We start from the raw sequence: 24,682 nt of genomic DNA on the forward strand, positions 1-24,682 counted from the left end.
GAATATATAATCGACAGGCGGCGGTCAAACCTCTGCTGGTGTAAGAATTAAAACGATATTTTACACAGGGGCGCGCTCCATCGGCCCCGCCAGTGGCAAATTCGATGGAAAAAACGTGTACGCACATTCAGGCGCGAATCAGGGTTGCACCTGCAGTTGTTAATCGGGTTGCGCGTGTGAATGCAGGATTGGATTGTTTGGATTTACAAGGACAAGTACCTGCAAGCCACTTCAAGCGGCTCGCAGGTTGATGGTGTCGATAACGCTTGTCGTTTTCGCCCGACCGACGAGGTTGTAAAAATTCCCTATGGGAATTTTATGGACTTCGTGCTGCTCACCTGAGGGCTTGAGAGCAAGGCTGATCGACACGATCGATCGCCTCCGAAGCCTTGGTTGTTCGCTGGCGTCGGTCTGGTACGTTGTTGCACACCGCCCCGCCGAGTCCTGTCGTGCTTACCCCAACGTGGTGGCAGGCAGGTCCCGGTCGCTGGTCGCGGCGTGCGTAGACAATGACGTTCGACTCCCATCTGCGCCCTGTGCGGCAGCGATGCTTTGCGTCGTCGTGCCCACGCTATGGGCATTCCCCCCTCCAACATCCCGTCTCCGCGTACATTCCCTGTACTTCGCCGCGTCTTACAAACGCGGCATGACACGGCTTTCGGGCCGCGGAGTTTATAAAAATGAAACGAATGTTGTTTAACGCTACGCAGCAAGAGGAGCTGCGCGTAGCGATTGTCGACGGCCAGAAGCTGATCGACATCGATATCGAGACCGCCGGTCGCGAGCAACGCAAGTCCAATATCTACAAGGGTGTCATCACCCGCATCGAACCCTCCCTCGAAGCCTGCTTCGTCTCCTACGGCGAAGACCGCCACGGTTTCCTCCCCTTCAAAGAAGTTGCCCGTTCCTATTTCCGCGATGGCGTCGACGTGCGTAACTGCACGATCAAGGAAGCCCTCAAGGAAGGCCAGGAAATCATGGTCCAGGTCGAGAAGGAAGAGCGCGGCAACAAGGGCGCGGCGCTGACCTCCTTCATCTCGCTGGCCGGCCGCTACCTGGTCCTGATGCCGAACAACCCGCGCGGCGGCGGCGTGTCGCGCCGCGTCGAAGGCGAAGAGCGCCAGGAACTGCGCGAAACCATGGACAAGCTCGACCTGCCGCAGGGCATGTCGGTCATCGCCCGCACCGCCGGCATCGGCCGCACCGTCGAAGAGCTGCAGTGGGACCTGAACTACCTGATGCAGCTGTGGCGTGCGATCGAAGGCGCCGGCAAGTCGGCGCCGGGCCCCTTCCTGATCTACCAGGAATCGTCGCTCGTGATCCGCGCGATCCGCGACTACTTCCAGCCGGACATCGGCGAAGTCCTGATCGACACCGACGAGATCTTCGAACAGGCGCAGCAGTTCATGTCGCACGTGATGCCGGACATGGCGCACCGCGTGAAGCGCTACAGCGACGACGTGCCCCTGTTCTCGCGCTTCCAGATCGAACACCAGATCGAGACCGCCTACGCGCGCACCGTGCCGCTGCCGTCGGGCGGCGCGATCGTCATCGACCACACCGAAGCCCTGGTCTCCATCGACGTCAACTCGGCGCGCGCCACCCGCGGCTCCGACATCGAGACCACCGCCTTCAACACCAACTGCGAAGCGGCCGACGAAGTCGCCCGCCAGCTGCGCCTGCGCGACCTGGGCGGCCTGATCGTGATCGACTTCATCGACATGGAAGTGGCCAAGAACCAGCGCGAGGTGGAAACCCGCCTGAAGGACGCCCTGCACCATGACCGTGCACGGGTCCAGATGGGCAAGATCTCGCGCTTCGGCCTGATGGAACTGTCGCGCCAGCGCCTGCGTCCGTCGCTGTCGGAAGGCTCCCACGTGACATGCCCGCGCTGCTCGGGCACCGGCCACATCCGCGATACCGAATCCTCGGCCCTGCAAGTCCTGCGCATCATCCAGGAAGAGGCGATGAAGGAGAACTCGGCCGCGATCCACGTGCAGGTGCCGGTCGACGTCGCCGCCTTCCTGCTGAACGAAAAGCGCGGCGAAGTGCTCAAGATCGAGAACCGCCACCGCATCACCGTGATCCTGATCCCGAACAAGCATCTGGACACCCCGCATTACAAGCTCGAGCGCATCAAGCACGACGACCCGCGCCTGGAAGACGTGGCCGCCAGCTACACCATGGCGGAATCGGCCGAGACCGACATGAGCTTCTCCAAGCGCCAGAAGGAAGAAGCCAAGCCGCGCCAGGAAGCCGTGGTCAAGACCATCACCCCGGCCCAGCCGGCCCCGATGGTGGACCGCAGCGAAGCCGCCAAGCCGGCCAAAGCCGCCGCGCCGGTGGCTGCCGCCCCGGCACCAAGCGCACCGCCGGCCGAAGTCGGCTTCTTCGCCCGCATCCGCAACTTCTTCATGGGCACCCCGGTCGTGGCGCCTGCACCTAGCGCCCCGGCCCCGGTCGTCACCGAAAAACCGGCGGCACCAGGCGGCGAACGCGGCGAGCGCAACGGCCGTGGCGGCCAGCGTAGCCGCAATGGCCGTGGCGCCAAGGGCGGCCGTGACCGCGACGAACGCGACCTGACTGCCAAGTCGGACGAGACCGTCAAGGCCGTCGAGGGCGTGGAAGGCAAGCCGGCCCGTCCGCCGCGCGAACCGCGTCCGCCGCGTGAACCGCGCCAGCCGCGCGAAGCACGCGAACAGGCCGAGGGCGCAGCAGCAGCGCCGCGCGCAGAACGTGGCGAAGGCGGCGAACGCAAGGAACGCGCACCGCGCCAGCCGCGTGAGCGTGGCGAGCGCACTGAACGCACCCAGCAGGCGATCGAAGCCAAGCTGGACGAAGTCAAAGCCACCGTTCCGGAAAGCGAGCTGTCCACCAGCACCCCGCACGGCGACGTGCTGGAGCACGCAGTGAAGGTCGCCGCGACCGGCCCGGTCGGCGAGGAACTGGAAACCGAGGGCGGCGACGAGCCGCGCCGCCGCCGCCGCCGTGGTGGCCGCAACCGCAACCGCCGCGACCGTGACCAGGCCGAGGGCATCGAGTCCGTCGACGGCGTCGACGGCGCGCCGGCCTTCACCCCGGTCGCCGACGAGGAAGCCGCCAAGGTCGCTGCCGAAGCCAAGGCGCCGAAAGCCAAGCGCCAGGCTGCACAAGCCGAGCCTGGCCCATGGCCCTTCCCGACCGCCGCTTCCGTGGCTGCCAAGGCGAAGGCCGAGGCGGATGCCAAGGCTGCCGCCGAGGCTCCGGTCGCTGCACCGGCACCGGCACCGGCACCTGCGGCCGCTCCGGCGCCTGCTCCGGCTGCCGTGGCCGAACCGGGCCCGTGGCCCTTCCCGACCGCAGCACTGATGGCTGCCAAGGCTGCTCCGGCGCCGGCGCCGGCGCCGGTCGTCGAAGCCGCACCTGCTCCGGCGCCAAGCGCGCAAGCACCTGTTGCTCCAGCGCCTGCCGTGGAAGCGCCCGCACCGCTTGCCCCCGCTCCCGCCCCTGCGGCAGCGCCGGTGGACATGAACGACGTGCTGGCCAAGGCCGGCCTGCAGCTGGCTGCGACCGATCCGGAAAAACTGCGCGCCGCACAGGAAGCCGCCGCCCAGGCTGCCACCGCACCGCGCATGGGCCGCGCCCGCAAGAAGGTGGAGGTCCCGGTGGACGAGCCGCTGGTGCAGGTGGATACGCGCCAGTAAGCCTGTTCCGTATTGAACGGCGAGAGGGGGGAGCTGCGGCTCCCCCCTTTTTATTGATTGAACAAAGCCGACATATTGCCGGGTTAGGATACGCGGATGCCCACAACCATCTCTTTTCGCGAAGCCCTCCTCTACTGGTTCAAGCTCGGCTTCATCAGTTTCGGCGGCCCCGCCGGCCAGATCGCCCTGATGCACGGCGAACTGGTCGAGCGCCGCCGCTGGATTTCGGAGCAGCGCTTCCTGCACGCCCTCAACTACTGCATGCTGCTGCCCGGCCCGGAAGCCACCCAGCTGGCGATCTATATCGGCTGGCTGCTGCACCGCGCCTGGGGCGGAATCCTGGCGGGCCTGCTGTTCATCCTGCCTTCGCTGCTGCTCCTGATCGGCCTGTCCTGGATCTACCTTGCCTGGGGCCACCTGCCCGTGGTGGCCGGCATCATGGCCGGGATCAAGCCGGCGGTCGTCGCGATCGTGATCGCGGCGGCCTGGCGCATCGGCACCCGCACCTTGAAGAACGGCCTGCTGGCCGCGATCGCCGCTGCCGCCTTCCTGGCCATCCTGCTGGACGTGCCGTTTCCGCTGATCGTGCTCGGCGCGGCCCTGCTCGGTATCGTGGGCGGCCGGCTGGCGCCGCAGCGCTTCCAGCCGGGCGGCGGGAACCCAAGCAATCGCAAGCATGACGGCCCGGCCCTGATCGACGACGACACACCCACCCCTGGCCACGCCCGTTTCTCGCTGCGCGGCCTCGTCAAGGCCTGCGCCATCGGCATCGGGCTGGCCTTGGGCGCCTGGCTCCTGCTGGCCGCCGTCTACGGCGTCGACGGCACCCTGGCGCGCATGGGCTGGTTCTTCACCAAGGCTGCCTTGATGACCTTCGGCGGGGCCTACGCAGTGCTGCCCTATGTGGTGCAGGGCGCGGTCGAGAAATATGGCTGGCTGAGCGCGACCCAGATGATCGACGGGCTGGCGCTGGGCGAGACCACGCCGGGCCCGCTCATCATGATCGTGGCCTTCGTCGGCTTCGTGGGCGGCTGGACCCATGCCCTGTTCGGCCCGGCCGCCCTGCCCCTGGCCGGGCTCGCCGGCGCGCTCGTGGCGGCGCTGTTCACCTTCCTGCCCTCGTTTGTGTTCATCCTGGCCGGCGGGCCGCTGGTCGAGTCCGGACGCGGAAACGTGCGCCTGACGGCGCCCCTGACCGCGATCTCGGCGGCCGTGGTCGGCGTGGTCGCCAGCCTGGCGGTGTTCTTCGGCCAGCACGTGTTCTTCGCCGGCGGACAGCTCCAGCCGGGGGCGATCGCCATCGGCGCGGTGGCCAGCATGGCCCTGCTGCGTTACAAGGTCGGGCCCATCCGGCTGATCGCCGCCTGTGCGCTCGCTGGGCTCGTGCTATCGTATTGGCATGCCTGAGAAAATCATTCCAATCAATGACCTGCGCTCCCCTGCAATGGCGGTGCCGGCCATCAGCGAAGCACCCAGCGGACGGCTGGCCGACGCCCTCGGCCGGCCGCTGCACGACCTGCGCATCTCGGTCACGGACCGCTGCAACTTCCGCTGCGTCTATTGCATGCCGAAGGAAGTCTTCGACAAGGACTACGCCTACCTGCCCCACGGCGAGCTGCTCTCCTTCGAGGAGATCACCCGGGTGGCGCGCATCTTCATCGCCCACGGCGTCGAGAAGCTGCGCCTGACCGGGGGCGAACCGCTGCTGCGCAAGAACCTGGAGCGCCTGGTCGGCATGCTGCGCACCCTGGATACGCCGAGCGGTCGCCCGCTCGACATCACGCTCACCACCAACGGCTCGCTGCTGGCGCGCAAGGCGCATGTTCTGAAGGATGCGGGCCTGGACCGCGTCACCGTCTCGCTCGACGCGCTGGACGACGCCGTGTTCCGGCGCATGAACGATGTCGACTTCGCTGTCGCCGACGTGCTGCACGGCCTGGACGCGGCGCATACGGCCGGGCTGGGCCCGATCAAGGTGAACATGGTGGTCAAGCGCGGCACCAACGAGGACCAGGTCCTGCCGATGGCGCGCCACTTCAAGGGCTCGCCCTTCATCCTGCGCTTCATCGAATACATGGACGTGGGCGCCTCGAACGGCTGGAACATGGAAGAAGTCATTCCCTCGGCCGAACTGGTGCGCCGCATCTCCGCAGAACTGCCGCTCGCCCCGGTCGACGCCAACTACAGCGGCGAGACCGCCGCACGCTGGCGCTATCTCGACGGCGGCGGCGAAGTCGGCTTCATCTCCAGCGTCACCCAGGCCTTCTGCCACGACTGCTCGCGCCTGCGCCTGTCCACCGAGGGCAAGCTCTACACCTGCCTTTTCGCCACCCGCGGCCACGACCTGCGCGCCCTGCTGCGCGCCGGCCGCACGGACGAGGAACTCTCGGGCGCCGTGGCCCAGCTCTGGCGCGGCCGCACCGACCGGTATTCGGAAACCCGCACGGCGGATACGTCCGGCCTGGCAGGCGGCGCACGGAAAGTCGAAATGTCGTACATCGGCGGCTGAAACCATGGACAAGCAACTCATCACGGGACTCATCCTGGCGGGCGGCCGTGGCTCGCGCATGGGCAATGTCGACAAGGGCCTGCAGCCCTTTCGCGGCACCACGATGGCCCAGCACGTGCTGGAGCGCCTGGCGCCGCAGGTCGGCAATGTCATCATCAACGCCAACCGCAACCTGGATAGCTGGCGCGTCTTTAACGTGCCGGTGTGGCGGGACGAGACGCCGGATTTCGCAGGCCCGCTGGCCGGACTGGAAGCAGGCTTGCGCCACTGCGCCACGCCCTGGCTGCTGGCCGCACCCTGCGACTCACCCTTCCTGCCGGGCGACCTGGCCGAGCGCCTGGCCGCCGCCGTCGAAGCCGAGGATGCCGACCTGGCCTTTGCCGTGACGCAAGAGCCGGGCATGCGCCCACAGCCGCATCCGGTGTTTTGCCTGGTGAAGGCGAGCCGGCTGCCGCAGCTCTCGCAATACCTGCTCGAAGGCGGGCGGCGCGTGGACGGCTGGTACAAGGATCTGAAGGCGGTCGAGGTGCTGTTCGAGGATGCGGACGCCTTCCGCAACATCAATACGCTGGACGAGCTGAAGGGCCTGGACAATACGCTGCCGCCCTCGCTGGCGAGCGTGGTCAGCTGCCTGTCTTCCTATGATCCGGATGCCCTGCCGGTACGCGACGCCCAGCGCATCATCCGCGAGTTCGTGCAACCGGTTCGCGCTGTCGAGAAGGTCGCGCTGCGTTCTGCGCTCGGCCGCGTGCTCGCGGCGGACGTCATCTCCCCGATCAACGTCCCGGCCCACGACAACTCGGCCATGGACGGCTTCGCGCTGCGCGGCAGCGACCTGCGTGCCGACGCCCCTGTCACGCTGCGCGTGATCGGCACCACCTTCGCCGGCAATGCCTCCGGCATGGTCCCGGCGGCCGGCGAATGCGTGCGCATCATGACGGGCGGCGTCATGCCGGACGGCTGCGACAGCGTGGTGCCGCAGGAATTCGTCAGCCAGGATGGCGACACCATCACCCTGCCGGCCGGCGTGATCCGCCCTGGCGACAACCGCCGCTTCGCCGGCGAAGACTTGAAAGCCGGTAGTCCAGCATTGAGCAAAGGCCGCGTGGTGCGTCCGCCCGACCTCGGCATGCTCGCCTCGCTCGGCGTTCCCGAAGTGGCGGTCCAGCGCCGCCTGCGGGTGGCCTTCTTCTCGACCGGCGACGAGCTGCGTTCGGTAGGCGAAGCACTCGATGAAGGCTGCGTCTACGACAGCAACCGCTACACGATCTACGGCATGCTGCAGCGCCTGGGCTGCGACATCGTCGACATGGGCGTGGTGCGCGACGACCCGGACGCGCTGGAAGAAGCCTTGCGGAGCGCCTGCGAGAACGCCGACGCCATCATCACCTCGGGCGGCGTGTCGGTCGGCGCGGCCGACTACACCAAGCAGATCATGGCCAGGCTGGGTGACGTCACCTTCTGGAAGATCGGCATGCGGCCCGGACGCCCGCTTGCCTTCGGCCGCATTCATTCCAACGGCCGCAGCGCTTTTCTGTTCGGCCTGCCGGGCAATCCGGTGGCGGTGATGGTGTCCTTCTACTTCTTCGCCCGCGAGGCCCTGCTGCGCATGATGGGCGCCGACGCGCCCCTGCCCCTGCTGCGTGCGCGCTCGAGCGGCGCGATCCGCAAGAAGCCCGGCCGCACGGAGTACCAGCGCGGCATCCTGTCGCGCGGCGCGGACGGCGAACCGGAGGTGCGCATCACGGGCTCGCAGGGCTCGGGCATCCTGCGCTCGATGTCGGAGGCGAATTGCATGGTGGTGCTGCATGACGAGCAGGGCAATGTCGCAGCGGGAGACATGGTCGACGTGCTCGTGTTCGAAGGTTTGATGTAATGCGCCGCGGCGACTGGAGAAATTCATGACGGTCGCCCGCCAATCACTGCCCCTTTCGGCTGGCGTCGACGCTGGCCGGATCCTGAAAGTCAACCACGCTGGCGAGCACGGCGCGGTACACATTTACGCCGGTCAGATCCTGGCGGCACGGTTGAGAGCAAGCAGGCTAACCGCCGAGTTGGCGGAGTTCAAAGCGCACGAAGAGAAGCATCGCGCGATCTTTGGACATGAACTCGAACGGCGTGGGCTACGTAAATGCCGTAGCTTCTGGATGTGTGCCGTGGGAGGCTATGGTCTGGGTATCCTGAGCGGTCTCATGGGCGAACAGGCAATCGCCATCACCACCGTTGCAGTGGAGCGGGTCGTCCTGCGTCATCTGCATGGGCAGCTGGCCGAGCTCGGCGCCAGCGATCCCGCGGCAACTACTGCCATCCTGCAGATCCTGGACGACGAACAACACCATCACGATCGATCGGCGATACGTCTCCACGCACCGGGACTGCTGTATCGAGCGCTCGAGCGCGCCGTATCGGGCGCGACCGAAGCCGTTATCTGGATCGGCATGCGGGTATAAGCGCCCGCGATGGCAGGCGCCATATTCGTCAGTCGTCAGTGTCGAGACGGTCGGGGCCGAGCATCAGCTGCGCCGCCTCGCTCGGCAGCGCTTCCACTGATTTCAGTTTCTTCGCCATCACCCGGCTGCGCACCTCGGCACTCTCGATGTTCTTGGCCGCCTTTTCCAGCGTCGCCTTGGTGGTGGCCAGCACGTCGCCGAACTTGGTGAACTCGGTCTTCACCGCGCCCAGCACCTGCCACACCTCGGACGAGCGCTTTTCCAGCGCCAGCGTGCGGAAGCCCATCTGCAGGCTGTTGAGCAGCGCGGAGAGGGTCGAGGGGCCGGCGATGGTCACGCGCAGCGAGCGCTGCAGGTCGTCGGCCAGGCCCGGGCGGCGCATGACTTCCGCGTAGAGGCCTTCGGTCGGCAGGAAGAGGATGGCGAAGTCGGTGGTCTGCGGCGGCGACACGTATTTCTCGCAGATGGTCTTGGCTTCGCCGCGCACCGCACGCTCGAGTTCCGCGCCTGCGCGCGCGACGCCGTCGGCGTCGGCCGTCTCGGCCGCTTCCAGCAGGCGTTCGTACTGCTCCTTCGGGAACTTGGCGTCGATCGGCAGCCACAGCGGCGGGCCGCCATCGACCACGCCCGGCAGCTTGATCGCGAATTCCACGCGCGCATTGGAACCCGCCACGGTCTCGACGTTCTTGGCGTACTGGTCGACCGTCAGCACCTGCTCGAGCAGCATCTCGAGCTGCACTTCGCCCCAGGTGCCGCGGGTCTTGACGTTGGTGAGCACGCGCTTCAGGTCGCCCACGCCGATGGCCAGGGCCTGCATCTCGCCCAGTCCCTGGTGCACCTTTTCCAGGCGCTCGCTGACCTGGCGGAAGGATTCCGTCAGGCGCGTTTCCAGTGTCGCGTGCAGCTTCTCGTCCACCGTCTGGCGCATTTCTTCCAGGCGTTTCGCGTTATCCGCTTGAAGATCGCGGATCTTGCTTTCCAGCGTGCCGCGCACCTCCAGCATGCGCTGGGCGTTCGATTCGGTCAGGTTCGACAGGGTCAGCTGCAGGGTGTCGGCGAAGCGCTTCAGCGAACGCGCCTGCTCTTCGCGGCTGCTCCCCGACTGCAGCTGCATCTGCTGGCGCATGCTGTCGAACTGCTGCACGCTCGCGGCGTGGTACTGGCCCATGTGGCCCGCCACTTCCTGGCGCGTGGCCTGTGCGGTGGATTGCATCTCCAGACGCAGCTCGCGCTCCAGGCGCTCGATGTGGCGGGCATCGCCATTGGAACGGGCGCGCGCCAGCAACAGGAGCTGCAGGACGATCACGACGACCAGGGCCAGCAGCAGAACGATCTCGATGATGCTCATGACTCAGTCGGCTTTATTCCGCATCCAGTCGGCGGTGTGGAAGAAGGACTGCATCATCCGCACGCGCAGCGCGTCGTCGTAGCCCAGGTCTTCCATGGCCCAGGCCATCGCGCGCAGCCACTGGTCGCGCTCCCTGGTGCCGATGGCGAAAGGCAGGTGGCGCGCGCGCAGGCGCGGGTGGCCGTAGCGCTCCACGAACAGGTCGGGCCCGCCCATCCAGCCGGACAGGAACATGAACAGCTTCTCGCGCGAGCTGTCGTTGGGGACCGGGTGCATCGCATGGATCTCGGCGAATTCGGGCTCGAGCTGCATCAGGTCGTAGAAGCGGTCGACCAGTTCGCGCAGGCGCGCCTCGCCGCCCATGATTTCGTACAGCGTTTGTGCTTCGGGGGTGTTCGGTTCAGACATGCCGGCAATGATAGCGCAGCCGGGACCTGCCGGGTTGGCCAGGATGTGGAATTCGTGGCGAATTGCGATACGCCGGGTGCCGCGTCGCGCTACCCGGCGGGAAGCGCTGGCATGCGGGGATTCGCCTGCCAATAATGGCGCCACAACCTGTTCTGGAGTGATGTCATGCGCCCATCCTGCGTTTCCTCGCTCGTCAACGATATCCATTCGGCACTCAACCCGACACACGTTGCGGCCATCTACCAGCCGCGCTCCCTGCTCGACATCTGCGCCTGCATCAGGGAGGCTGCGCGGCAGGGGCTGGCGCTCTCCGTCTGCGGCGGACGGCATGCCATGGGCGGCCAGCAATTCGCCAGCGGCGACGTGCTGCTCGACATGCGGCAGATGCGCCGCGTGCTGGCCTTCGACGCCGCCGCCGGCCTGATCGAGGTCGAGGCCGGCATCCAGTGGCCCGAACTGATCGACTACCTGGAAACGGCGCCGGCGCCGCAAGGCCGGCGCTGGGCCATTCGCCAGAAGCAGACGGGCGCGGACCGGCTCTCGCTCGGCGGTTGCCTCGCCGCCAACATCCATGGACGCGGCCTGCGCATGCGCCCTTTCATCGACGACGTCGAAGCCTTTACGCTGGTCGATGCGAATGGTGAGGTGCTGCAGTGCAGCCGCGCCAGGAACCGCGAACTGTTCGCCCTGGCGATCGGCGGCTACGGCCTGTTCGGCGTCGTCGCCAGCCTGACCCTGCGCCTGGCGCCGCGCCAGGCGATGCGGCGCGACGTGACCCTGCTCCAGCTGGACGAACTCATGCCCGCGTTTGCAGAGCGCATCGCGGCCGGCCATGTATTCGGCGACTTCCAGTTCGCCATCGATCCCGCATCGCCCGACTTCCTGGATCGCGGCGTGTTCTCCTGCTATGTGCCCGTCGACGACCTCACCCCCGAGGCAGGCAGGGAGCTGTCCGGGCAGGACTGGCGCGCTCTCCTGCATCTGGCGCACACCGACAAGAGCCGTGCCTTCGCATGCTATGCGCGCCACTACCTGGCGACGGACGGGCAAACCTACTGGAACGACCGCCTGCAGCAGAGTGTCTACCTGGACGGCTACCACCACGAGATCGACCGCGCGCTGCAGCATTGCGGCTCGGAGGTGATCGGCGAGCTGTACGTGCCGCGTACCCGGCTGGTGGACTTCATGCGCGCGGCGGCAAGCGACTTCCGGCAGCACGGCGTGGACCTCATCTACGGAACCATCCGCCTGATCGAACGCGACACGGAGAGCTTCCTGCCCTGGGCGCGCCAGGACTATGCCTGCGTGATTTTCAACCTGCATACCCCGCACACGGCGGAAGGCATCGCCGCGACGGAACGCAGCTTTCGCCGCCTCATCGACCTGGCCATCGCACGCGAGGGCAGCTTCTACCTCACCTACTCGCGCGCCGCCAGCGCAGACCAGGTGCGCGCCTGCCATCCGCGACTTGCGCTGCTCTTCGAGGCGAAGCGCCGCTACGACCCGCAGCAGCGCTTCCAGAGCGACTGGTACCGCCATTACCGCGCACTGCTGGAAGGCGCGCCGGCAGACCTGGCGGCCTGAAGCCGATGAACGCTTATGCCTCGCGCAGCGTCTGCAGCGGCGGCTGGCGCAGCACGCTGCGCAGGCCCAGCCAGCCGCCGATCAGGGCGCACACGGCGCCCACCGCCACGCCCGCCAGCCACACCTGCGGCTCGAAGCGCCAGGCGAACTTGAACGCGTATTCGGCCAGCGCCCAGCCCATCGCCGCCGCTCCGGTCGCCGCCAGCACGCCGGACAGGCCGCCGACCAGCACGAACTCGATGCGCTGCGCCTGGGCCAGCTGGCCTTTCGTCGCGCCGAGGGCCCGCAGCAGCCCGGCTTCGCGGGTGCGCTCGGCCTGCGACCCCATCAGGGCCGCGTACAGCACCAGCACGCCGGAGGCCAGGGTGAAGGTGAACAGGAACTCGACCGCCACCACCACCTGGTCCAGCACGTCCTGCAGCTGGCGGATGATGCCGGAGACGTCGATCACGCTCAGGTTCGGGTAGTTGCGGCTCAGGCTGTTGGTCAGCTCATTCGCGCCGCTGGCCGCGCCGCCCGGCAGGTGGAAGGCCGTCATATAGCTCTTCGGCGCATTGACCATGGCTTGCGGGTTGATGATGACGAAGAAGTTGGCGCGCATCGAGCCCCATTCCAGCTTGCGCAGGCTCGTGATCTTCGCTTCCACCGGGATGCCGCCCATGTCGAAGCGCATCACGTCGCCCAGCTTGAGCTTGAGGCGCGTGGCCAGGCTCTGCTCGACCGAGGCCTCGGCCACGCCGGGCGCATCCTTGTACCAGCTGCCGGCGACGATCTCGTTCGTCTCGGGCATGTCCTTCATGGTGGACAGGTTGAATTCGCGCTCGGCCATGCGGCGCGCGTCGCCGTCCTGGTAGGTGTCGCGGGTGACCGGCTTGCCGTTCAGGGCCGTGAAGCGGCCGCGGATCATCGGGTAGAGCACGACGTTCTTCACGCCGGCGCCGCGCAGCTGCTGCTCGACCCCGGCCGCCTGCTCCGGCTGGATATTGATGATGAAGCGGTTCGGCGCATCCGGCGGCGTGGCGGTGCGCCAGGCCGACATCAGGTCGCCGCGCACGACGGTGAGAATCAGCAGCGCCATCAGGCCGAGCGACAGCGAGACCACCTGCACCACGGTGGCGCCGGGGCGGCGCTGCAGCGAGGTGATGGCGAAGCGCCAGGCCTGGTGCTTGAAGAGGCCGCGCAGGTGGCGCAAGCCGCGCAGGCCGAGCCAGGCGACCAGCGCGAACACGCCCAGGCCGCCGAGGAAACCGCCGGCCGTCATCAGGGCAATCCTGGTGTCCCCCGCCTGCCACAGCAGCAGCGCGAGGAAGACGCCGATCCCGAGGCCATAGGTGGCCAGGGCCAGCGGCTGGGGCGCGGCCGCTTCGCGCCGGATCACGCGGTTGTGCGGCACGTTGCGCAGCTGGAGCACCGGCGGCAGCGCGAAGCCGACCAGCAGCAGCATGCCGGTCGCCACACCCTGCAGGGCCGGCAGGATCGACACCGGCGGCAGGTCCGGCGGCAGCAGATCGCCGATCAGTGCGATCAGGATGAAGTGGGCGCCGAAGCCCACCAGCACGCCCAGCAGGCTGCCCGCCAGGCCGACGAGGGTGAATTCGATCAGGTACATGGCGCCGACCTGGTTCTGGGTCATGCCGAGGCAGCGCAGCATGGCGCAGGCGTCCAGGTGGCGCTGCATGAAGCGGCGCGCCGCCATCGCCACCGCCACGGCGGCCAGCATGGCCGAGAGCAGGCCGACCAGGGACAGGAAGCTGTCCGCGCGGTCGAGCGTGGCGCGCATCTCGGGGCGGCCGTTCTCCAGGGTTTCGATGCGCACGCCGCGCACATTGTTGGTCTTGATGTCGCTGCGCAGCCAGGCTTCATACGCCTGGACGGGGGCCAGATCGTTCTTCGAGGGCGAGGCCACCTGCAGGCGGTAGGCCACGCGCGAGAAGGGATCGACCAGTTTCGTGGCCGGCAGGTCCTGCAGCGAGAGCATCACGCGCGGCGCGAAGTTGGCGAACGAGGCGCCCTTGTCCGGTTCGGCCGCGATCAGCTGGGCGATGCGGAAGGTCTTTTCGCCGAGCTGGATACTGCCGCCCACCCTTGTTCGCAGGGCCGGCAGCAGGTTGGCGTCGACCCAGACCGTCCCGGGTTCCGGGATGCCCGTGGTCTTCGCGCCGAGCGCCCGGCTGGCGGCATCGGGGTCGGTACTGATACTGAGCTGGCCGCGCAGCGGGTAGCCCTTCGAGACCGCCTTGACGGCGGCCAGCTTGGCCTGCGTGTCCTCGCCTTCCCCGGCCTGGGCCATGCTCTGGAAGGCCGTGAAGTCGGCCACCAGCAGGCCGCGGCGCCGCGCCTCCTCGCGCCAGCGCTCGGGCACCGGGTCGTCGGCATTGACCAGCAGGTCGGCGCCCAGCAGCTGGTGCGCATCGCGCTCGAGGCCCGTGCGCATGCGGTCGATGAAGAAGCCGACCGAGGACAGGGCCGACACGGCGACGACCAGCGCCACCAGCAGGAAGCGCAGCTCGCCGGCGCGCCAGTCGCGTGCGGTCATGCGGAGGGACTGGAGGAACATGGGACGTCCTTAGGCGTTGGCGTGGGCAAAGAAATCGTCGACTTCGGCGATGAACGCGCGCTTGCGCTCCGGGTCGAGGAAGGAAGCGGCGAAGCTGTTGCGCGCCAGCTGGCGCGCGTGGTTCACGTCCAGCGGCAGCGCCTCGAAGGCGGCGATGAAGTTGTCGTTCATGTAGCCGCCGAAATAGGCCGGGTCGTCCGAATTCACGGTGGCGACCAGGCCCTTGTCGAGCAGCTCGCGCAGGTTGTGCTTGCCCATCACATCGAAGACGCGCAGCTTGATGTTCGACAGCGGGCATACGGTCAGCGCCATCTGTTCGCGCACCAGGCGCTCCACCAGGGCCGGGCTTTCGAGGCTGCGCACGCCATGGTCGATGCGTTCGACCTCGAGCACGTCGAGGGCGCTCTCGATGTAGGCGGGCGGCCCCTCCTCCCCGGCATGCGCCACCAGGCGCAGGCCGAGCTGGCGGGCGCGCTCGAACACGCGCGCGAATTTTTCGGGCGGGTGGCCGACTTCGGAGGAATCCAGCCCGACGCCAATGAATTTGTCACGGAATGGGAGCGATTCTTCGAGCGTGGCCAGCGCCTCTTCCTCGGACAGGTGGCGCAGGAAGCACATGATCAGGCTCGCGCTGATCGGACCTTCCTGGCAGGCGCGCCAGATGCCGTTGATGACGGTCTCGAAGGGCACGCCGCGCGCGGTATGCGTCTGCGGGTCGAAGAAGATCTCGGCGTGGCGCACATTGTCGGCAGCGGCGCGCTGCAGGTAAGCCGCGGTCATGTCGTAGAAATCCTGCTCGGTGAGCAGCACACTGGCGCCGGCGTAATAGATGTCGAGGAAGGATTGCAGGTCCGTGAAAGCGTAGGCATCGCGCAACGCCTCGACCGAGGCATAGGGCAGCGATACGCTGTTTCTTTGTGCCAGCGCAAAAATAAGCTCGGGCTCGAGCGAACCTTCAATGTGGATATGTAATTCTGCCTTCGGCATGTTTTGCAGGACGCTGCGCAGCTGCTCGTTCAGCATGATGTTTCTCCGGCCGTGAAACGATTTGGTTGTCGTGGCCGACAAGTGTAACGCATGGGTGCCCAAGCCTCGGCTCACAGGGAAAAGCGCCTGAAAAGGGGGCGCCGTATTGACCGTACGCGTGCGCCACTGCTTGAGCATATCGTGCACTATCGGATCACAAAGTTGATATTTAGGCAGCCTCGGGCGGCACGAAAACCGTCCGTGCGGGACCCTTCCAGGCACCCTTTCCGGGACATGTTTACGGGCCTCGCGGGCGGGCTTTGAAAAGACGTTTTTCTTATCTGATTCAAGCACTTGCATATACAGTAAAGGTGCGCACGACACTGCTTTGACTTCGGGAACCAATAGGCACATAATAAATTTCACAAACGCAAAAAAGACGCTCTCCAAGCTGCGGGAGACCGGACCGGGCCCACCAGCACATCCGGGACTAGAAGAAAAAAATCGCACCGCGTTTCCGCCGCCGGCCATCCCGGCGCCGCACGCGGGCGACCGATAAGGAGTACGCCAGACAAAGACCGGGGGGCTTGAGGCAGGCCCATCTCACGGACTGCCGAGACAGTGATTGTTCGCACACGGAATGCGCTGCGGTTCGCCCGCTGGGGATTCCGCCCACTAAAGGACATTCGAAATGAGCATCTTTGACAACTACGCAGCCCGCTATGAGCGTACCCGGGAAGAGGAATACTCCATGTCGGAGTTCCTCCAGCTCTGCAAGAAAGATCCCCTGACCTATGCCAGCGCGCCGGAGCGCATGCTGGCGGCCATCGGCGACCCCACCCTGGTCGACACCCGCCTCGACCCGCGCCTGTCCCGGATCTTCGCCAACAAGGTGATCAAGATCTATCCGGCCTTCCGCGAGTTCTACGGCATGGAAGAAGTGATCGAACAGGTCGTCTCCTACTTCCGCCATGCGGCCCAGGGCCTGGAAGAACGCAAGCAGATCCTCTACCTGCTGGGCCCTGTGGGCGGCGGCAAGTCCTCGATCGCCGAAAAGCTCAAGAGCCTGATGGAACAGGTGCCCTTTTATGCGATCAAGGGTTCGCCCGTGAACGAATCTCCCCTTGGCCTGTTCAACGAGGAAGAGGACGGCACTATCCTCGAGGAAGACTACGGCATCCCGCGCCGCTACCTGCGCACCATCCCGAGCCCCTGGGCCGTGAAGCGCCTGCACGAGTTCGGTGGCGACATCAACAAGTTCCGCGTGGTCAAGCGCTATCCCTCGATCCTGAAACAGGTCGCGATCGCCAAGACCGAGCCGGGCGACGAGAACAACCAGGACATTTCCTCGCTGGTCGGCAAGGTCGACATCCGCAAGCTCGAGGACTACGCCCAGGACGATCCGGACGCCTACAGCTACTCCGGCGGCCTGTGCCTGGCGAACCAGGGCCTGATGGAATTCGTCGAGATGTTCAAGGCGCCGATCAAGGTGCTGCACCCGCTGCTGACGGCCACGCAGGAAGGCAACTACAAGGGCACCGAAGGCTTCGGCGCGATTCCCTTCGAGGGCATCGTGCTGGCGCACTCGAACGAATCCGAGTGGAAGACCTTCCGCAACAACCGCAACAACGAGGCATTCCTCGACCGTATCTACATCGTCAAGGTGCCCTACTGCCTGCGCGTGTCGGACGAGATCAAGATCTACGACAAGCTGCTGCACAACTCCTCGCTCGACAAGGCGCCCTGCGCGCCGGGCACCCTGCGCATGATGGCGCAGTTCGCGATCCTGTCGCGCCTGAAGGACCCGGAGAACTCCAGCATCTATTCGAAGATGCTGGTCTACGACGGCGAGAACCTGAAGGACACCGACCCCAAGGCCAAGTCGATGCACGAATACGTCGACTATGCCGGCGTGGACGAAGGCATGAACGGCCTGTCCACCCGCTTCGCCTTCAAGATCCTGTCCAAGGTCTTCAACTTCGACAATACCGAAGTGGCGGCCAATCCGGTCCACCTGCTCTACGTGCTCGAACAGCAGATCGAACGCGAGCAGTTCCCGCCGGAGACCGAGCAGCGCTACATGTCCTATATCAAGGAACACCTGGCGCAGCGCTACGTCGACTTCATCGGCAAGGAAATCCAGACCGCCTACCTGGAAAGCTATTCCGAGTATGGCCAGAACATCTTCGACCGTTACGTGACCTTCGCGGACTTCTGGATCCAGGACCAGGAATTCCGCGACCCGGACACCGGCGAGAGCTTCGACCGCGAATCGCTGAACGCCGAACTCGAGAAGATCGAGAAGCCGGCCGGCATCTCGAATCCGAAGGATTTCCGAAACGAAATCGTCAACTTCAGCCTGCGTGCGCGGGCCACCAATGCCGGCAAGAACCCGGCCTGGACCAGCTACGAGAAATTCCGTAGCGTGATCGAGAAGAAGATGTTCTCGAACACCGAAGAACTCCTGCCGGTCATCTCCTTCAATGCGAAGGCGAGCGCCGAGGATGCCAACAAGCATGCCGACTTCGTCGCCCGCATGGTCGAGAAGGGCTATACGCCGAAGCAGGTGCGGCTGCTGTGCGAATGGTATCTGCGCGTGAGGAAGTCCTCCTGACAAGGGCACCGGCGCGCGCCGCGAAAAAAAGGCGTGCGCCGCACACGCGATTGCGGAGCGTATTAAGATAGACCTACAAGACAGACCTATCAAGATTTCGCCCGCCCGCAACGCATCGGCGGCTCGAAGAACCGTAGCGAGCGGCAGCAGTTGCGGTCGAGAAGCGCAACCGTACAAACGTACGGTGAGCATCGCAGACCGCAAATGCAACGCGCAGTAGGTTCTTCGAGCCGCCACCACCGGAGGCCAGTTTTGACTTATCTCATCGACCGTCGCTTGCAGGGCAAGAACAAGTCTGCGGTCAACCGCGAACGCTTCCTGCGCCGCTATAAAGCGCAGATCAAGGACGCGGTGGGCCGCGCAATCAAGGGCCGCTCGATCACCGACATCGAGAACGGCGAAAAAGTCACGATCCCCGTCAAGGACGTGAACGAACCCCATTTCGGCCACGCCCACGGCGGCGTCTGGGAAACCGTCAATCCCGGCAACACCGAATACCAGAAAGGCGACCAGTTCAACCGTCCGCGCAGCGGCGGCGGCGGCGCCGGGCGCGGGCGCGCCGGCAACAGCGACCAGACCAGCGAAGACGATTTCATCTTCGAGCTCTCGCGCGAAGAATTCATGAACTATTTCTTCGAAGACCTCGAGCTGCCGAACATGGTCAAGACGCAGCTGTCCCAGACCGTCGAATTCAAGAACCAGCGCGCCGGCTACAACGTGTCCGGCACGCCCTCGAACATCCACGTGCTGCGCTCGCTGCGCGGCGCGCTCGGCCGCCGCATCGCCGTCGGCGGCCCGGCCAAGCGCCAGCTCAAGGAAGCGGAAGCAGCCCTGCAGGCCCTGTTCGACGAAGGCGCCCCCTCGGACGACGAGCAGGTGATCGAGCTGAAGGACAAGATCCACCACCTGCACATCCGCCTGAACGCGATCCCCTTCATCGATCCTTTCGACCTGCGCTACTCGAACCGCATCAAGGTGCCGAAGCCCAGCACCCAGGCCGTGATGTTCTGCATCATGGACGTATCGGGCTCGATGGACGAGACCCGCAAGGACACGGCCAAGCGCTTCTTCATCCTGCTCTACCTGTTCCTGAAACGCGTCTACGAGAAGATCGAAGTGGTCTTCATCCGCCACCATACGGCCGCGGCCGAGGTCGACGAGAACGAGTTCTTCCACTCGCGCGAATCGGGCGGCACCGTGGTGTCCTCGGCCCTGAACCTGCTGCAGAAAGTCATTGCCGAACGCTATGGCAGCTCCGACTGGAACGCCTACGTGGCCCAGGCCTCGGACGGCGACAACTGGGACAACGACTCGGTGCTGTGCAAGCAGATCCTCACCAACGCCATCATGCCCCGGGTCCAGTACTACACCTATGTCGAGATCACCGACGGCCCGCCGCAGAACCTGTGGGAACAATATTGCGAGGTGGCCGAGCACCACAAGAATTTCGCCATGCAGAAGATCGTGACGCCGGCCGACATCTATCCCGTGTTCCGCGAGCTGTTCAAGAAACAGCCGAAATAGGACCGGGAAAAACCAAGGGAGGCCACCATGCCAAGAGACCCCAACAACCCGCGCGCCCTGCCCGAACAGTCCGAATGGACCTTCGACCTGATTGAGCAGGCGCACGAGGAAATCAAGCGGGTGGCCAAGCGCTACGGCCTGGACACCTACCCGAACCAGCTCGAGATCATCACCGCCGAGCAGATGATGGATGCCTATACCTCGGTAGGCATGCCGGTATCCTACAACCATTGGTCTTTCGGCAAGCATTTCCTGTCGACGGAAAAGAGCTATAAGCGCGGCCAGATGGGCCTGGCCTACGAGATCGTCATCAACTCGAATCCCTGCATCGCCTACCTGATGGAGGAAAACAGCTTGACCATGCAGGCGCTGGTCATCGCGCATGCTGCCTACGGGCACAATTCCTTCTTCAAGGGCAATTATCTTTTTCGCACCTGGACCGATGCCGACGCCATCGTCGACTATATGGTGTTTGCGAAGAACTATATTGCAGAGTGCGAACAGCGCTACGGCATCGATGCGGTCGAGGAGCTGCTCGATTCCTGTCATGCGCTGCAGAACTATGGGGTGGACCGCTACAAGCGGCCGGCCAAGCTTTCGGTGGCCCAAGAAACGGCGCGCCAGAAAGAGCGCGAGGAATATGCCCAATCGCAGATCAATGAAATCTGGCGCACCCTGCCGCTGCGCGAGGAGCAGGTAGCGACTGCGGCGCCGAACCGCTTCCCGCCCGAGCCAGAGGAGAACCTGCTCTACTTCATCGAGAAGTATGCGCCCCTGCTCGAGCCCTGGCAGCGCGAGCTGGTCCGCATCACGCGCAAGATCTCGCAGTACTTCTATCCGCAGCGCCAGACCCAGGTGATGAACGAGGGCTGGGCCACTTTCTGGCACTACACGATCCTGCAAGACCTGTACAAGGAAGGCATCGTCGGCGACGGCTTCATGCTGGAATTCCTGCAGAGCCACACCAACGTCGTCTACCAGCCGCCGGCGACCAGCCCTTATTACAGCGGCATCAATCCGTATGCGCTCGGTTTTGCGATGATGACCGACATTCGGCGCATTTGCGAAGATCCGACCGACGAAGACCGCGCCTGGTTCCCGGACATGGCCGGCAGCGACTGGCTCAAGACCCTGGACTTCGCGATGCGCAACTTCAAGGACGAGAGCTTCATCGCCCAGTATCTCTCGCCCAAGCTGATCCGCGACTTCCACTTCTTCGCCGTGCTCGACGACGACCGCAGCGACAAGCTGACCATCTCGGCGATCCACGACGAACAGGGCTACCGCTACGTACGGCACAAGCTGGCCGAGCAGTACAACATCGGCAGCCGCGAGCCGAACATCCAGGTCTGGCAGGTCAATACCCGCGACGACCGCGCCCTCACGCTGCGCCATACGCAGTTCAACCGGCGTCCGCTGAACCAGCAGGCCCAGGAGGTGCTGAAGCACGTGGCGCGCCTGTGGGGCTTCGACGTGCGCCTCGAGACGGTCGATCCGAGCGGGCACGTGGTCAGCTTCCTGGAATGCCGCCGCGAGAAACGCGGCCGCTGAGCCCATCACCCACCGTTCAGGGCCGCCCTTTCGGCGGCCCTTTCCTTATCCCCGCGTCCGCTGGCTCCCGAGCGCGCGCCATGCCGCTTGTCTTCCCTGTCGAGGATCGGCTTTCGGACTCCAGCCCCCGGGGAAGACTCGCGTGCCGCGCCTGTCATGGCGGCCTACCCGCCTAACCCAGCCTTCGCTTCCACGTCCGACCGTGCGTTTTGCCACCCTTTTCCCGGGAAATCACCAGTGCACAGAAATTTTTTTGCGAGTCGGTGCGCAAACACACTGTTCAAAACGCTGATTTCCATGTAGTTTTGCTATGCATGAGAAGCAGATATCCGCGAATCGATTGCAAGAAGCACAACTGAAGCATATCAAGACGCGGTTTTCCCATTACCTTCGGCTATGCGGCTCGCACGGGGCGAAGCAGGTTTTTGGGCTGCTCAACAGTACGCACGACCTTACGGAAACTGGCTATAGTTTGCAAAAAGATCAGCATGTCGTCATATGAAATTTGCTGCTGGTAGATTTTGGCATGAAAAATTTGGCAAAACCGGCATCCATGCCTGACGATCCACACATGGAGGGGAATCACTACACAAAATTACAATTTTCCATTGCTTTCTAGACTAGGCAAAACCCGGCGCCACAGTTGTATAGATGAGCCTCTTTCCCTGCAATTACAGGCAGTTAAGGCCTCTTTCGACGGTGTAAAAATGTCTCCTCAAAAAAGAATTCGTAGGTATAATTCTTTGATGTCCCGGATGCGGCCCTAGGTTTTTGTCGTGTTTAGTGGGTTTAGTGGCAACAAAAAAGAGTTGGTATTGGAGAAAGATGGCATGAATTTTACGCATGGGAAGCAACCGGGAAAGAATTACACCGGTCTCGCCATTGTTATCCTGCTGCACGTGGTGGTCGCTTGGGCATTCATCAATGGCCTGGGCACCCGCATCGTCACCAAGGTAACCGAGGCTGTGGAAACGAAACTGATCGAAGAGGTGAAGCCGCCGCCACCGCCGGAAACGCCGCCACCGCCGCCACCGCCGGAAATGAAGGCCCCGCCGCCTCCGTTCATCCCGCCGGTCGAAGTGCAGGTGCAGCAGCCGCCGCCGCCGCAGAACACGATCTCGGTCGCGACCAATACGCCGCCGCCGACGACCAACCTGGCTCCTCCGGCCCCGCCGGCGCCGCCAGCTCCGCCGGCAGCACCGCGCGGCCCGAGCCGCACCGAGGCAGTGGCAGACTTTAACACTTGCGCACGTCCGGAATATCCGCGTTCGTCGCAGCGTAACGAAGAAACCGGTACCACGACCCTGCAGTTCCTGATCGGTGTCGATGGTCGAGTGATGGAATCCAAACTGCAGAAGTCGTCTGGCTTCCGCGATCTGGACCGGGCCGCGCAATCGGCCCTGAGCAAATGCCGATTCAAGCCGGCCACGGTCGATGGTCAGCCGCAACAGGCGTGGACAGCGGTGCAGTACGTCTGGACGCTGGAATAAAACCGAGACAGAACATCGTCTCAACTCTATGATTTTCGTTGTCAATAGTTCAGCGAACTGTCTATTTTTATATTTTTGGAGGAAGCATGTTTAAGAATACCCGTTTGTCCGCTATGCTGGCGGCTGTCCTGTTCTCGGTAACGGCGGCATCGGCCCTGGTTTCCGCACCGGCCTTCGCTGACGCTCCTGCCGCAGGCGCCACCGCTCCGGCGGCTGACGCGGCTGCAGCTCCGGCAGCTGACGCTGCTGCTGCACCGGCTGCCGACGCCGCAGCCGCTCCGGCTGGCGACGCCGCCGCTCCGGCTGCCGAAGCCACCGAAGAAGTGCACAACCCGTACGGCATCGAAGCCATGTGGGAAGAAGGCGACTTCGTCAACAAGGGCACCATCATCATCCTGTCGCTGATGTCGATCGGTTCGTGGTACATCATCATCACCAAGCTGATCGACCAGCAGAAGATCATGCGCCAGTCGAAGGACGCTTCGGCCAAGTTCTGGAAAGCTCCGTCGATCGCCGCCGGCTCGGCCCAGCTGAAAGAAGGTTCGCCGTTCCGCTTCATCGCTGAAACCGGCACCAAGGCAACCCAGCACCACGACGGCGCCCTGCTCGAGCAGATCGACCTGTCGACCTGGGTGACCATGCAGATCCAGCGCGCCGTGGACCGCGTCCAGTCGCGTCTGCAGGATGGTCTGTCGTTCCTGGCAACCGTCGGTTCGACCTCGCCGTTCATCGGTCTGTTCGGTACCGTCTGGGGCATCTACAACGCGCTGACCGCCATCGGTATGTCGGGTAACGCATCGATTGACAAAGTGGCAGGCCCGGTGGGTGAAGCGCTGATCATGACCGCATTCGGTCTGTTCGTCGCAGTCCCGGCGGTTCTGGGTTACAACTGGCTGGTTCGTCGTAACAAGTCGGTCATGGAAGACATCCGTTCGTTCTCGGCTGACGTTCACTCGGTCCTGATCTCGGGTGCCATGTCGACCTCGAACGCTGCCGCTGGTGCCAAGAAGGCTGGTTAATCATGTCGATGAGTGTCGGCTCCGATTCCGGAGATGAAGATGCCGTGATGTCAGAGATCAACACGACGCCGCTAGTCGACATCATGTTGGTTCTTCTGATCATCTTCCTGATCACCAGCCCGGTGGTTCTGAACCTGCAGAAAGTGAACCTGCCTGCGGAAACGAACCAGGTCACCAAGACCAAGCCGGAAGACGTCAACATCACCATCAACAGAGATGGCGAGATGTACTACAACCAGACGCGCATCGCGAACACGGACGAGCTGTTCAAGTTCCTCGCGGAGCAGTCGGTGAAGCAGCCGCAGCCTGCTGTGAAAGTTCGTGGCGACCAGGAGTCGCGCTACGAATCGATCGGCCGGGTGATTTACACGGCTCAGCGTGCTGGGATTCAGAAGGTCGGTTTCGTTATCGAACCGCCTGACAAGGGCTAAGACCCTGTCCGCGATATCGGGGTTTTCCAAGGAAGACCTTGATATCGCGTCCGAGACCCCAACATTTGAAAAGGAAACACCATGGGCATGAACGTAGGTTCGGGCTCCGCTAAAGGAGCTGATCCGGAACCGATGATGGAAATGAACATGACGCCGCTGATCGACGTCCTGCTCGTTCTCATCATCATGATGATTATCACGATTCCGAAACAAAACCACTCGGTCAATCTGAACATGCCGGTCGGCAACCCGCCACCGCTGACGAATGAGAAACCGGTGGTCGTGACGATCGACGTGGACTTCGACGGTACCATCCTCTGGGATGGCCAGGTTGTCTCGAATCGCGCTGAACTGGAAGCCAAGATGAACGGCGTTGCTGCAATGCCGAACCAGCCGGAAGTGCACCTGCGTCCGAACAAGCTGGTCGAGTACAAAGTGGTCGCCGGTGTCATGGCAACCGCCCAGCGTCTCGGCGTCACCAAGATCGGCATGGTCGGTAACGAGCAGTTCCAGTAATCGATCCATGTTTGACCAACACGGCAGGGTTT

Annotated in this window: 17 protein-coding genes; 13 read left to right on the forward strand and 4 right to left on the reverse strand. The window is 64.4% G+C overall.

Annotated elements, in window-relative coordinates:
- Nucleotides 1-680 precede the first annotated feature (680 nt).
- The 5 genes from NX780_RS02125 (at nt 681) to NX780_RS02145 (ending at nt 8,642) form a co-directional block, all read left to right on the forward strand.
- Complete coding sequence (locus tag NX780_RS02125) at nt 681-3,683, forward strand: Rne/Rng family ribonuclease (protein WP_258826218.1); 3,003 nt, start codon at nt 681-683, stop codon at nt 3,681-3,683.
- A 96-nt stretch (nt 3,684-3,779) separates the two neighbouring features.
- A complete protein-coding gene (gene chrA / locus NX780_RS02130) occupies nt 3,780-5,090 on the forward strand; it encodes a chromate efflux transporter (RefSeq protein ID WP_258826219.1) in 1,311 nt (436 codons plus the stop codon).
- Nucleotides 5,083-6,192, forward strand: a complete 1,110-nt coding sequence (gene moaA, locus NX780_RS02135; RefSeq protein WP_307732578.1) for a GTP 3',8-cyclase MoaA — start codon at nt 5,083-5,085, stop codon at nt 6,190-6,192. The genes chrA and moaA overlap by 8 nt, the downstream gene beginning before the upstream one ends.
- Nucleotides 6,193-6,196: 4 nt before the next feature.
- On the forward strand, nt 6,197-8,068 hold the full coding sequence (gene moeA, locus NX780_RS02140) for a molybdopterin molybdotransferase MoeA (RefSeq protein ID WP_258826220.1): 1,872 nt from the start codon (nt 6,197-6,199) through the stop codon (nt 8,066-8,068).
- Between the two features lie 25 nt (nt 8,069-8,093).
- Nucleotides 8,094-8,642: a demethoxyubiquinone hydroxylase family protein gene (locus NX780_RS02145; protein ID WP_258826221.1), complete on the forward strand. Its 549-nt coding sequence runs from the start codon at nt 8,094-8,096 to the stop codon at nt 8,640-8,642.
- 28 nt (nt 8,643-8,670) lie between these two features.
- Here NX780_RS02145 and NX780_RS02150 read toward each other — a convergent pair whose 3' ends face one another.
- Together NX780_RS02150 and NX780_RS02155 are read right to left on the reverse strand one after the other, a co-directional pair.
- Nucleotides 8,671-9,990 (reverse strand): DNA recombination protein RmuC, encoded by a 1,320-nt coding sequence (locus tag NX780_RS02150; RefSeq protein WP_258826222.1) that lies wholly within the window; start codon nt 9,988-9,990, stop codon nt 8,671-8,673.
- Nucleotides 9,991-9,993: 3 nt separating this feature from the next.
- Nucleotides 9,994-10,398, reverse strand: coding sequence for a group II truncated hemoglobin (locus NX780_RS02155; RefSeq protein ID WP_258826223.1), 405 nt, complete (start codon nt 10,396-10,398; stop codon nt 9,994-9,996).
- Nucleotides 10,399-10,563: 165 nt separating this feature from the next.
- Here NX780_RS02155 and NX780_RS02160 point away from each other — a divergent pair, with 165 nt between their 5' ends.
- Nucleotides 10,564-11,982, forward strand: coding sequence for an FAD-binding oxidoreductase (locus NX780_RS02160; RefSeq protein ID WP_258826224.1), 1,419 nt, complete (start codon nt 10,564-10,566; stop codon nt 11,980-11,982).
- A 13-nt stretch (nt 11,983-11,995) separates the two neighbouring features.
- Here the strand turns inward: NX780_RS02160 and NX780_RS02165 are convergent, their stop codons facing one another.
- Together NX780_RS02165 and NX780_RS02170 are read right to left on the reverse strand one after the other, a co-directional pair.
- On the reverse strand, nt 11,996-14,539 hold the full coding sequence (locus NX780_RS02165; protein WP_258826225.1) for an ABC transporter permease: 2,544 nt from the start codon (nt 14,537-14,539) through the stop codon (nt 11,996-11,998).
- A 9-nt stretch (nt 14,540-14,548) separates the two neighbouring features.
- Nucleotides 14,549-15,562 (reverse strand): adenosine deaminase, encoded by a 1,014-nt coding sequence (locus NX780_RS02170; RefSeq protein ID WP_258826226.1) that lies wholly within the window; start codon nt 15,560-15,562, stop codon nt 14,549-14,551.
- A gap of 634 nt (nt 15,563-16,196) precedes the next feature.
- On the opposite strand from NX780_RS02170, the gene NX780_RS02175 reads away from it, so the two are divergent.
- The 7 genes from NX780_RS02175 (at nt 16,197) to NX780_RS02205 (ending at nt 24,650) form a co-directional block, all read left to right on the forward strand.
- Complete coding sequence (locus NX780_RS02175) at nt 16,197-18,119, forward strand: PrkA family serine protein kinase (protein WP_258826227.1); 1,923 nt, start codon at nt 16,197-16,199, stop codon at nt 18,117-18,119.
- A gap of 252 nt (nt 18,120-18,371) precedes the next feature.
- Nucleotides 18,372-19,643: a YeaH/YhbH family protein gene (locus NX780_RS02180; RefSeq protein ID WP_258826228.1), complete on the forward strand. Its 1,272-nt coding sequence runs from the start codon at nt 18,372-18,374 to the stop codon at nt 19,641-19,643.
- 27 nt (nt 19,644-19,670) lie between these two features.
- Nucleotides 19,671-21,194, forward strand: coding sequence for a SpoVR family protein (locus NX780_RS02185; protein WP_258826229.1), 1,524 nt, complete (start codon nt 19,671-19,673; stop codon nt 21,192-21,194).
- A gap of 830 nt (nt 21,195-22,024) precedes the next feature.
- The gene (locus NX780_RS02190; RefSeq protein ID WP_258826230.1) at nt 22,025-22,684 is read left to right on the forward strand and encodes an energy transducer TonB; all 660 of its coding nucleotides are present in this window, start codon (nt 22,025-22,027) and stop codon (nt 22,682-22,684) included.
- Between the two features lie 86 nt (nt 22,685-22,770).
- On the forward strand, nt 22,771-23,703 hold the full coding sequence (locus NX780_RS02195; RefSeq protein WP_258826231.1) for a MotA/TolQ/ExbB proton channel family protein: 933 nt from the start codon (nt 22,771-22,773) through the stop codon (nt 23,701-23,703).
- A 2-nt stretch (nt 23,704-23,705) separates the two neighbouring features.
- The gene (locus NX780_RS02200; RefSeq protein WP_258826232.1) at nt 23,706-24,134 is read left to right on the forward strand and encodes an ExbD/TolR family protein; all 429 of its coding nucleotides are present in this window, start codon (nt 23,706-23,708) and stop codon (nt 24,132-24,134) included.
- 81 nt (nt 24,135-24,215) lie between these two features.
- Nucleotides 24,216-24,650, forward strand: coding sequence for an ExbD/TolR family protein (locus tag NX780_RS02205; RefSeq protein WP_258826233.1), 435 nt, complete (start codon nt 24,216-24,218; stop codon nt 24,648-24,650).
- Nucleotides 24,651-24,682 lie beyond the last annotated feature (32 nt).

The sequence above is a fragment of the Massilia agri genome (assembly GCF_024753255.1).
Classification (GTDB): domain Bacteria; phylum Pseudomonadota; class Gammaproteobacteria; order Burkholderiales; family Burkholderiaceae_D; genus Telluria; species Telluria agri.

Excerpts from the sequence above, each read along its gene's own strand:
- NX780_RS02125 (WP_258826218.1), top strand. The coding sequence starts at position 681 with ATGAAACGAATGTTGTTTAACGCTACGCAGCAAGAGGAGCTGCGCGTA.
- chrA (WP_258826219.1), top strand. The coding sequence starts at position 3,780 with ATGCCCACAACCATCTCTTTTCGCGAAGCCCTCCTCTACTGGTTCAAG.
- moaA (WP_307732578.1), top strand. The coding sequence starts at position 5,083 with ATGCCTGAGAAAATCATTCCAATCAATGACCTGCGCTCCCCTGCAATG.
- moeA (WP_258826220.1), top strand. The coding sequence starts at position 6,197 with ATGGACAAGCAACTCATCACGGGACTCATCCTGGCGGGCGGCCGTGGC.
- NX780_RS02145 (WP_258826221.1), top strand. The coding sequence starts at position 8,094 with ATGACGGTCGCCCGCCAATCACTGCCCCTTTCGGCTGGCGTCGACGCT.
- NX780_RS02150 (WP_258826222.1), bottom strand. The coding sequence starts at position 9,990 with ATGAGCATCATCGAGATCGTTCTGCTGCTGGCCCTGGTCGTCGTGATC.
- NX780_RS02155 (WP_258826223.1), bottom strand. The coding sequence starts at position 10,398 with ATGTCTGAACCGAACACCCCCGAAGCACAAACGCTGTACGAAATCATG.
- NX780_RS02160 (WP_258826224.1), top strand. The coding sequence starts at position 10,564 with ATGCGCCCATCCTGCGTTTCCTCGCTCGTCAACGATATCCATTCGGCA.
- NX780_RS02165 (WP_258826225.1), bottom strand. The coding sequence starts at position 14,539 with ATGTTCCTCCAGTCCCTCCGCATGACCGCACGCGACTGGCGCGCCGGC.
- NX780_RS02170 (WP_258826226.1), bottom strand. The coding sequence starts at position 15,562 with ATGCTGAACGAGCAGCTGCGCAGCGTCCTGCAAAACATGCCGAAGGCA.
- NX780_RS02175 (WP_258826227.1), top strand. The coding sequence starts at position 16,197 with ATGAGCATCTTTGACAACTACGCAGCCCGCTATGAGCGTACCCGGGAA.
- NX780_RS02185 (WP_258826229.1), top strand. The coding sequence starts at position 19,671 with ATGCCAAGAGACCCCAACAACCCGCGCGCCCTGCCCGAACAGTCCGAA.
- NX780_RS02190 (WP_258826230.1), top strand. The coding sequence starts at position 22,025 with ATGAATTTTACGCATGGGAAGCAACCGGGAAAGAATTACACCGGTCTC.
- NX780_RS02195 (WP_258826231.1), top strand. The coding sequence starts at position 22,771 with ATGTTTAAGAATACCCGTTTGTCCGCTATGCTGGCGGCTGTCCTGTTC.
- NX780_RS02200 (WP_258826232.1), top strand. The coding sequence starts at position 23,706 with ATGTCGATGAGTGTCGGCTCCGATTCCGGAGATGAAGATGCCGTGATG.
- NX780_RS02205 (WP_258826233.1), top strand. The coding sequence starts at position 24,216 with ATGGGCATGAACGTAGGTTCGGGCTCCGCTAAAGGAGCTGATCCGGAA.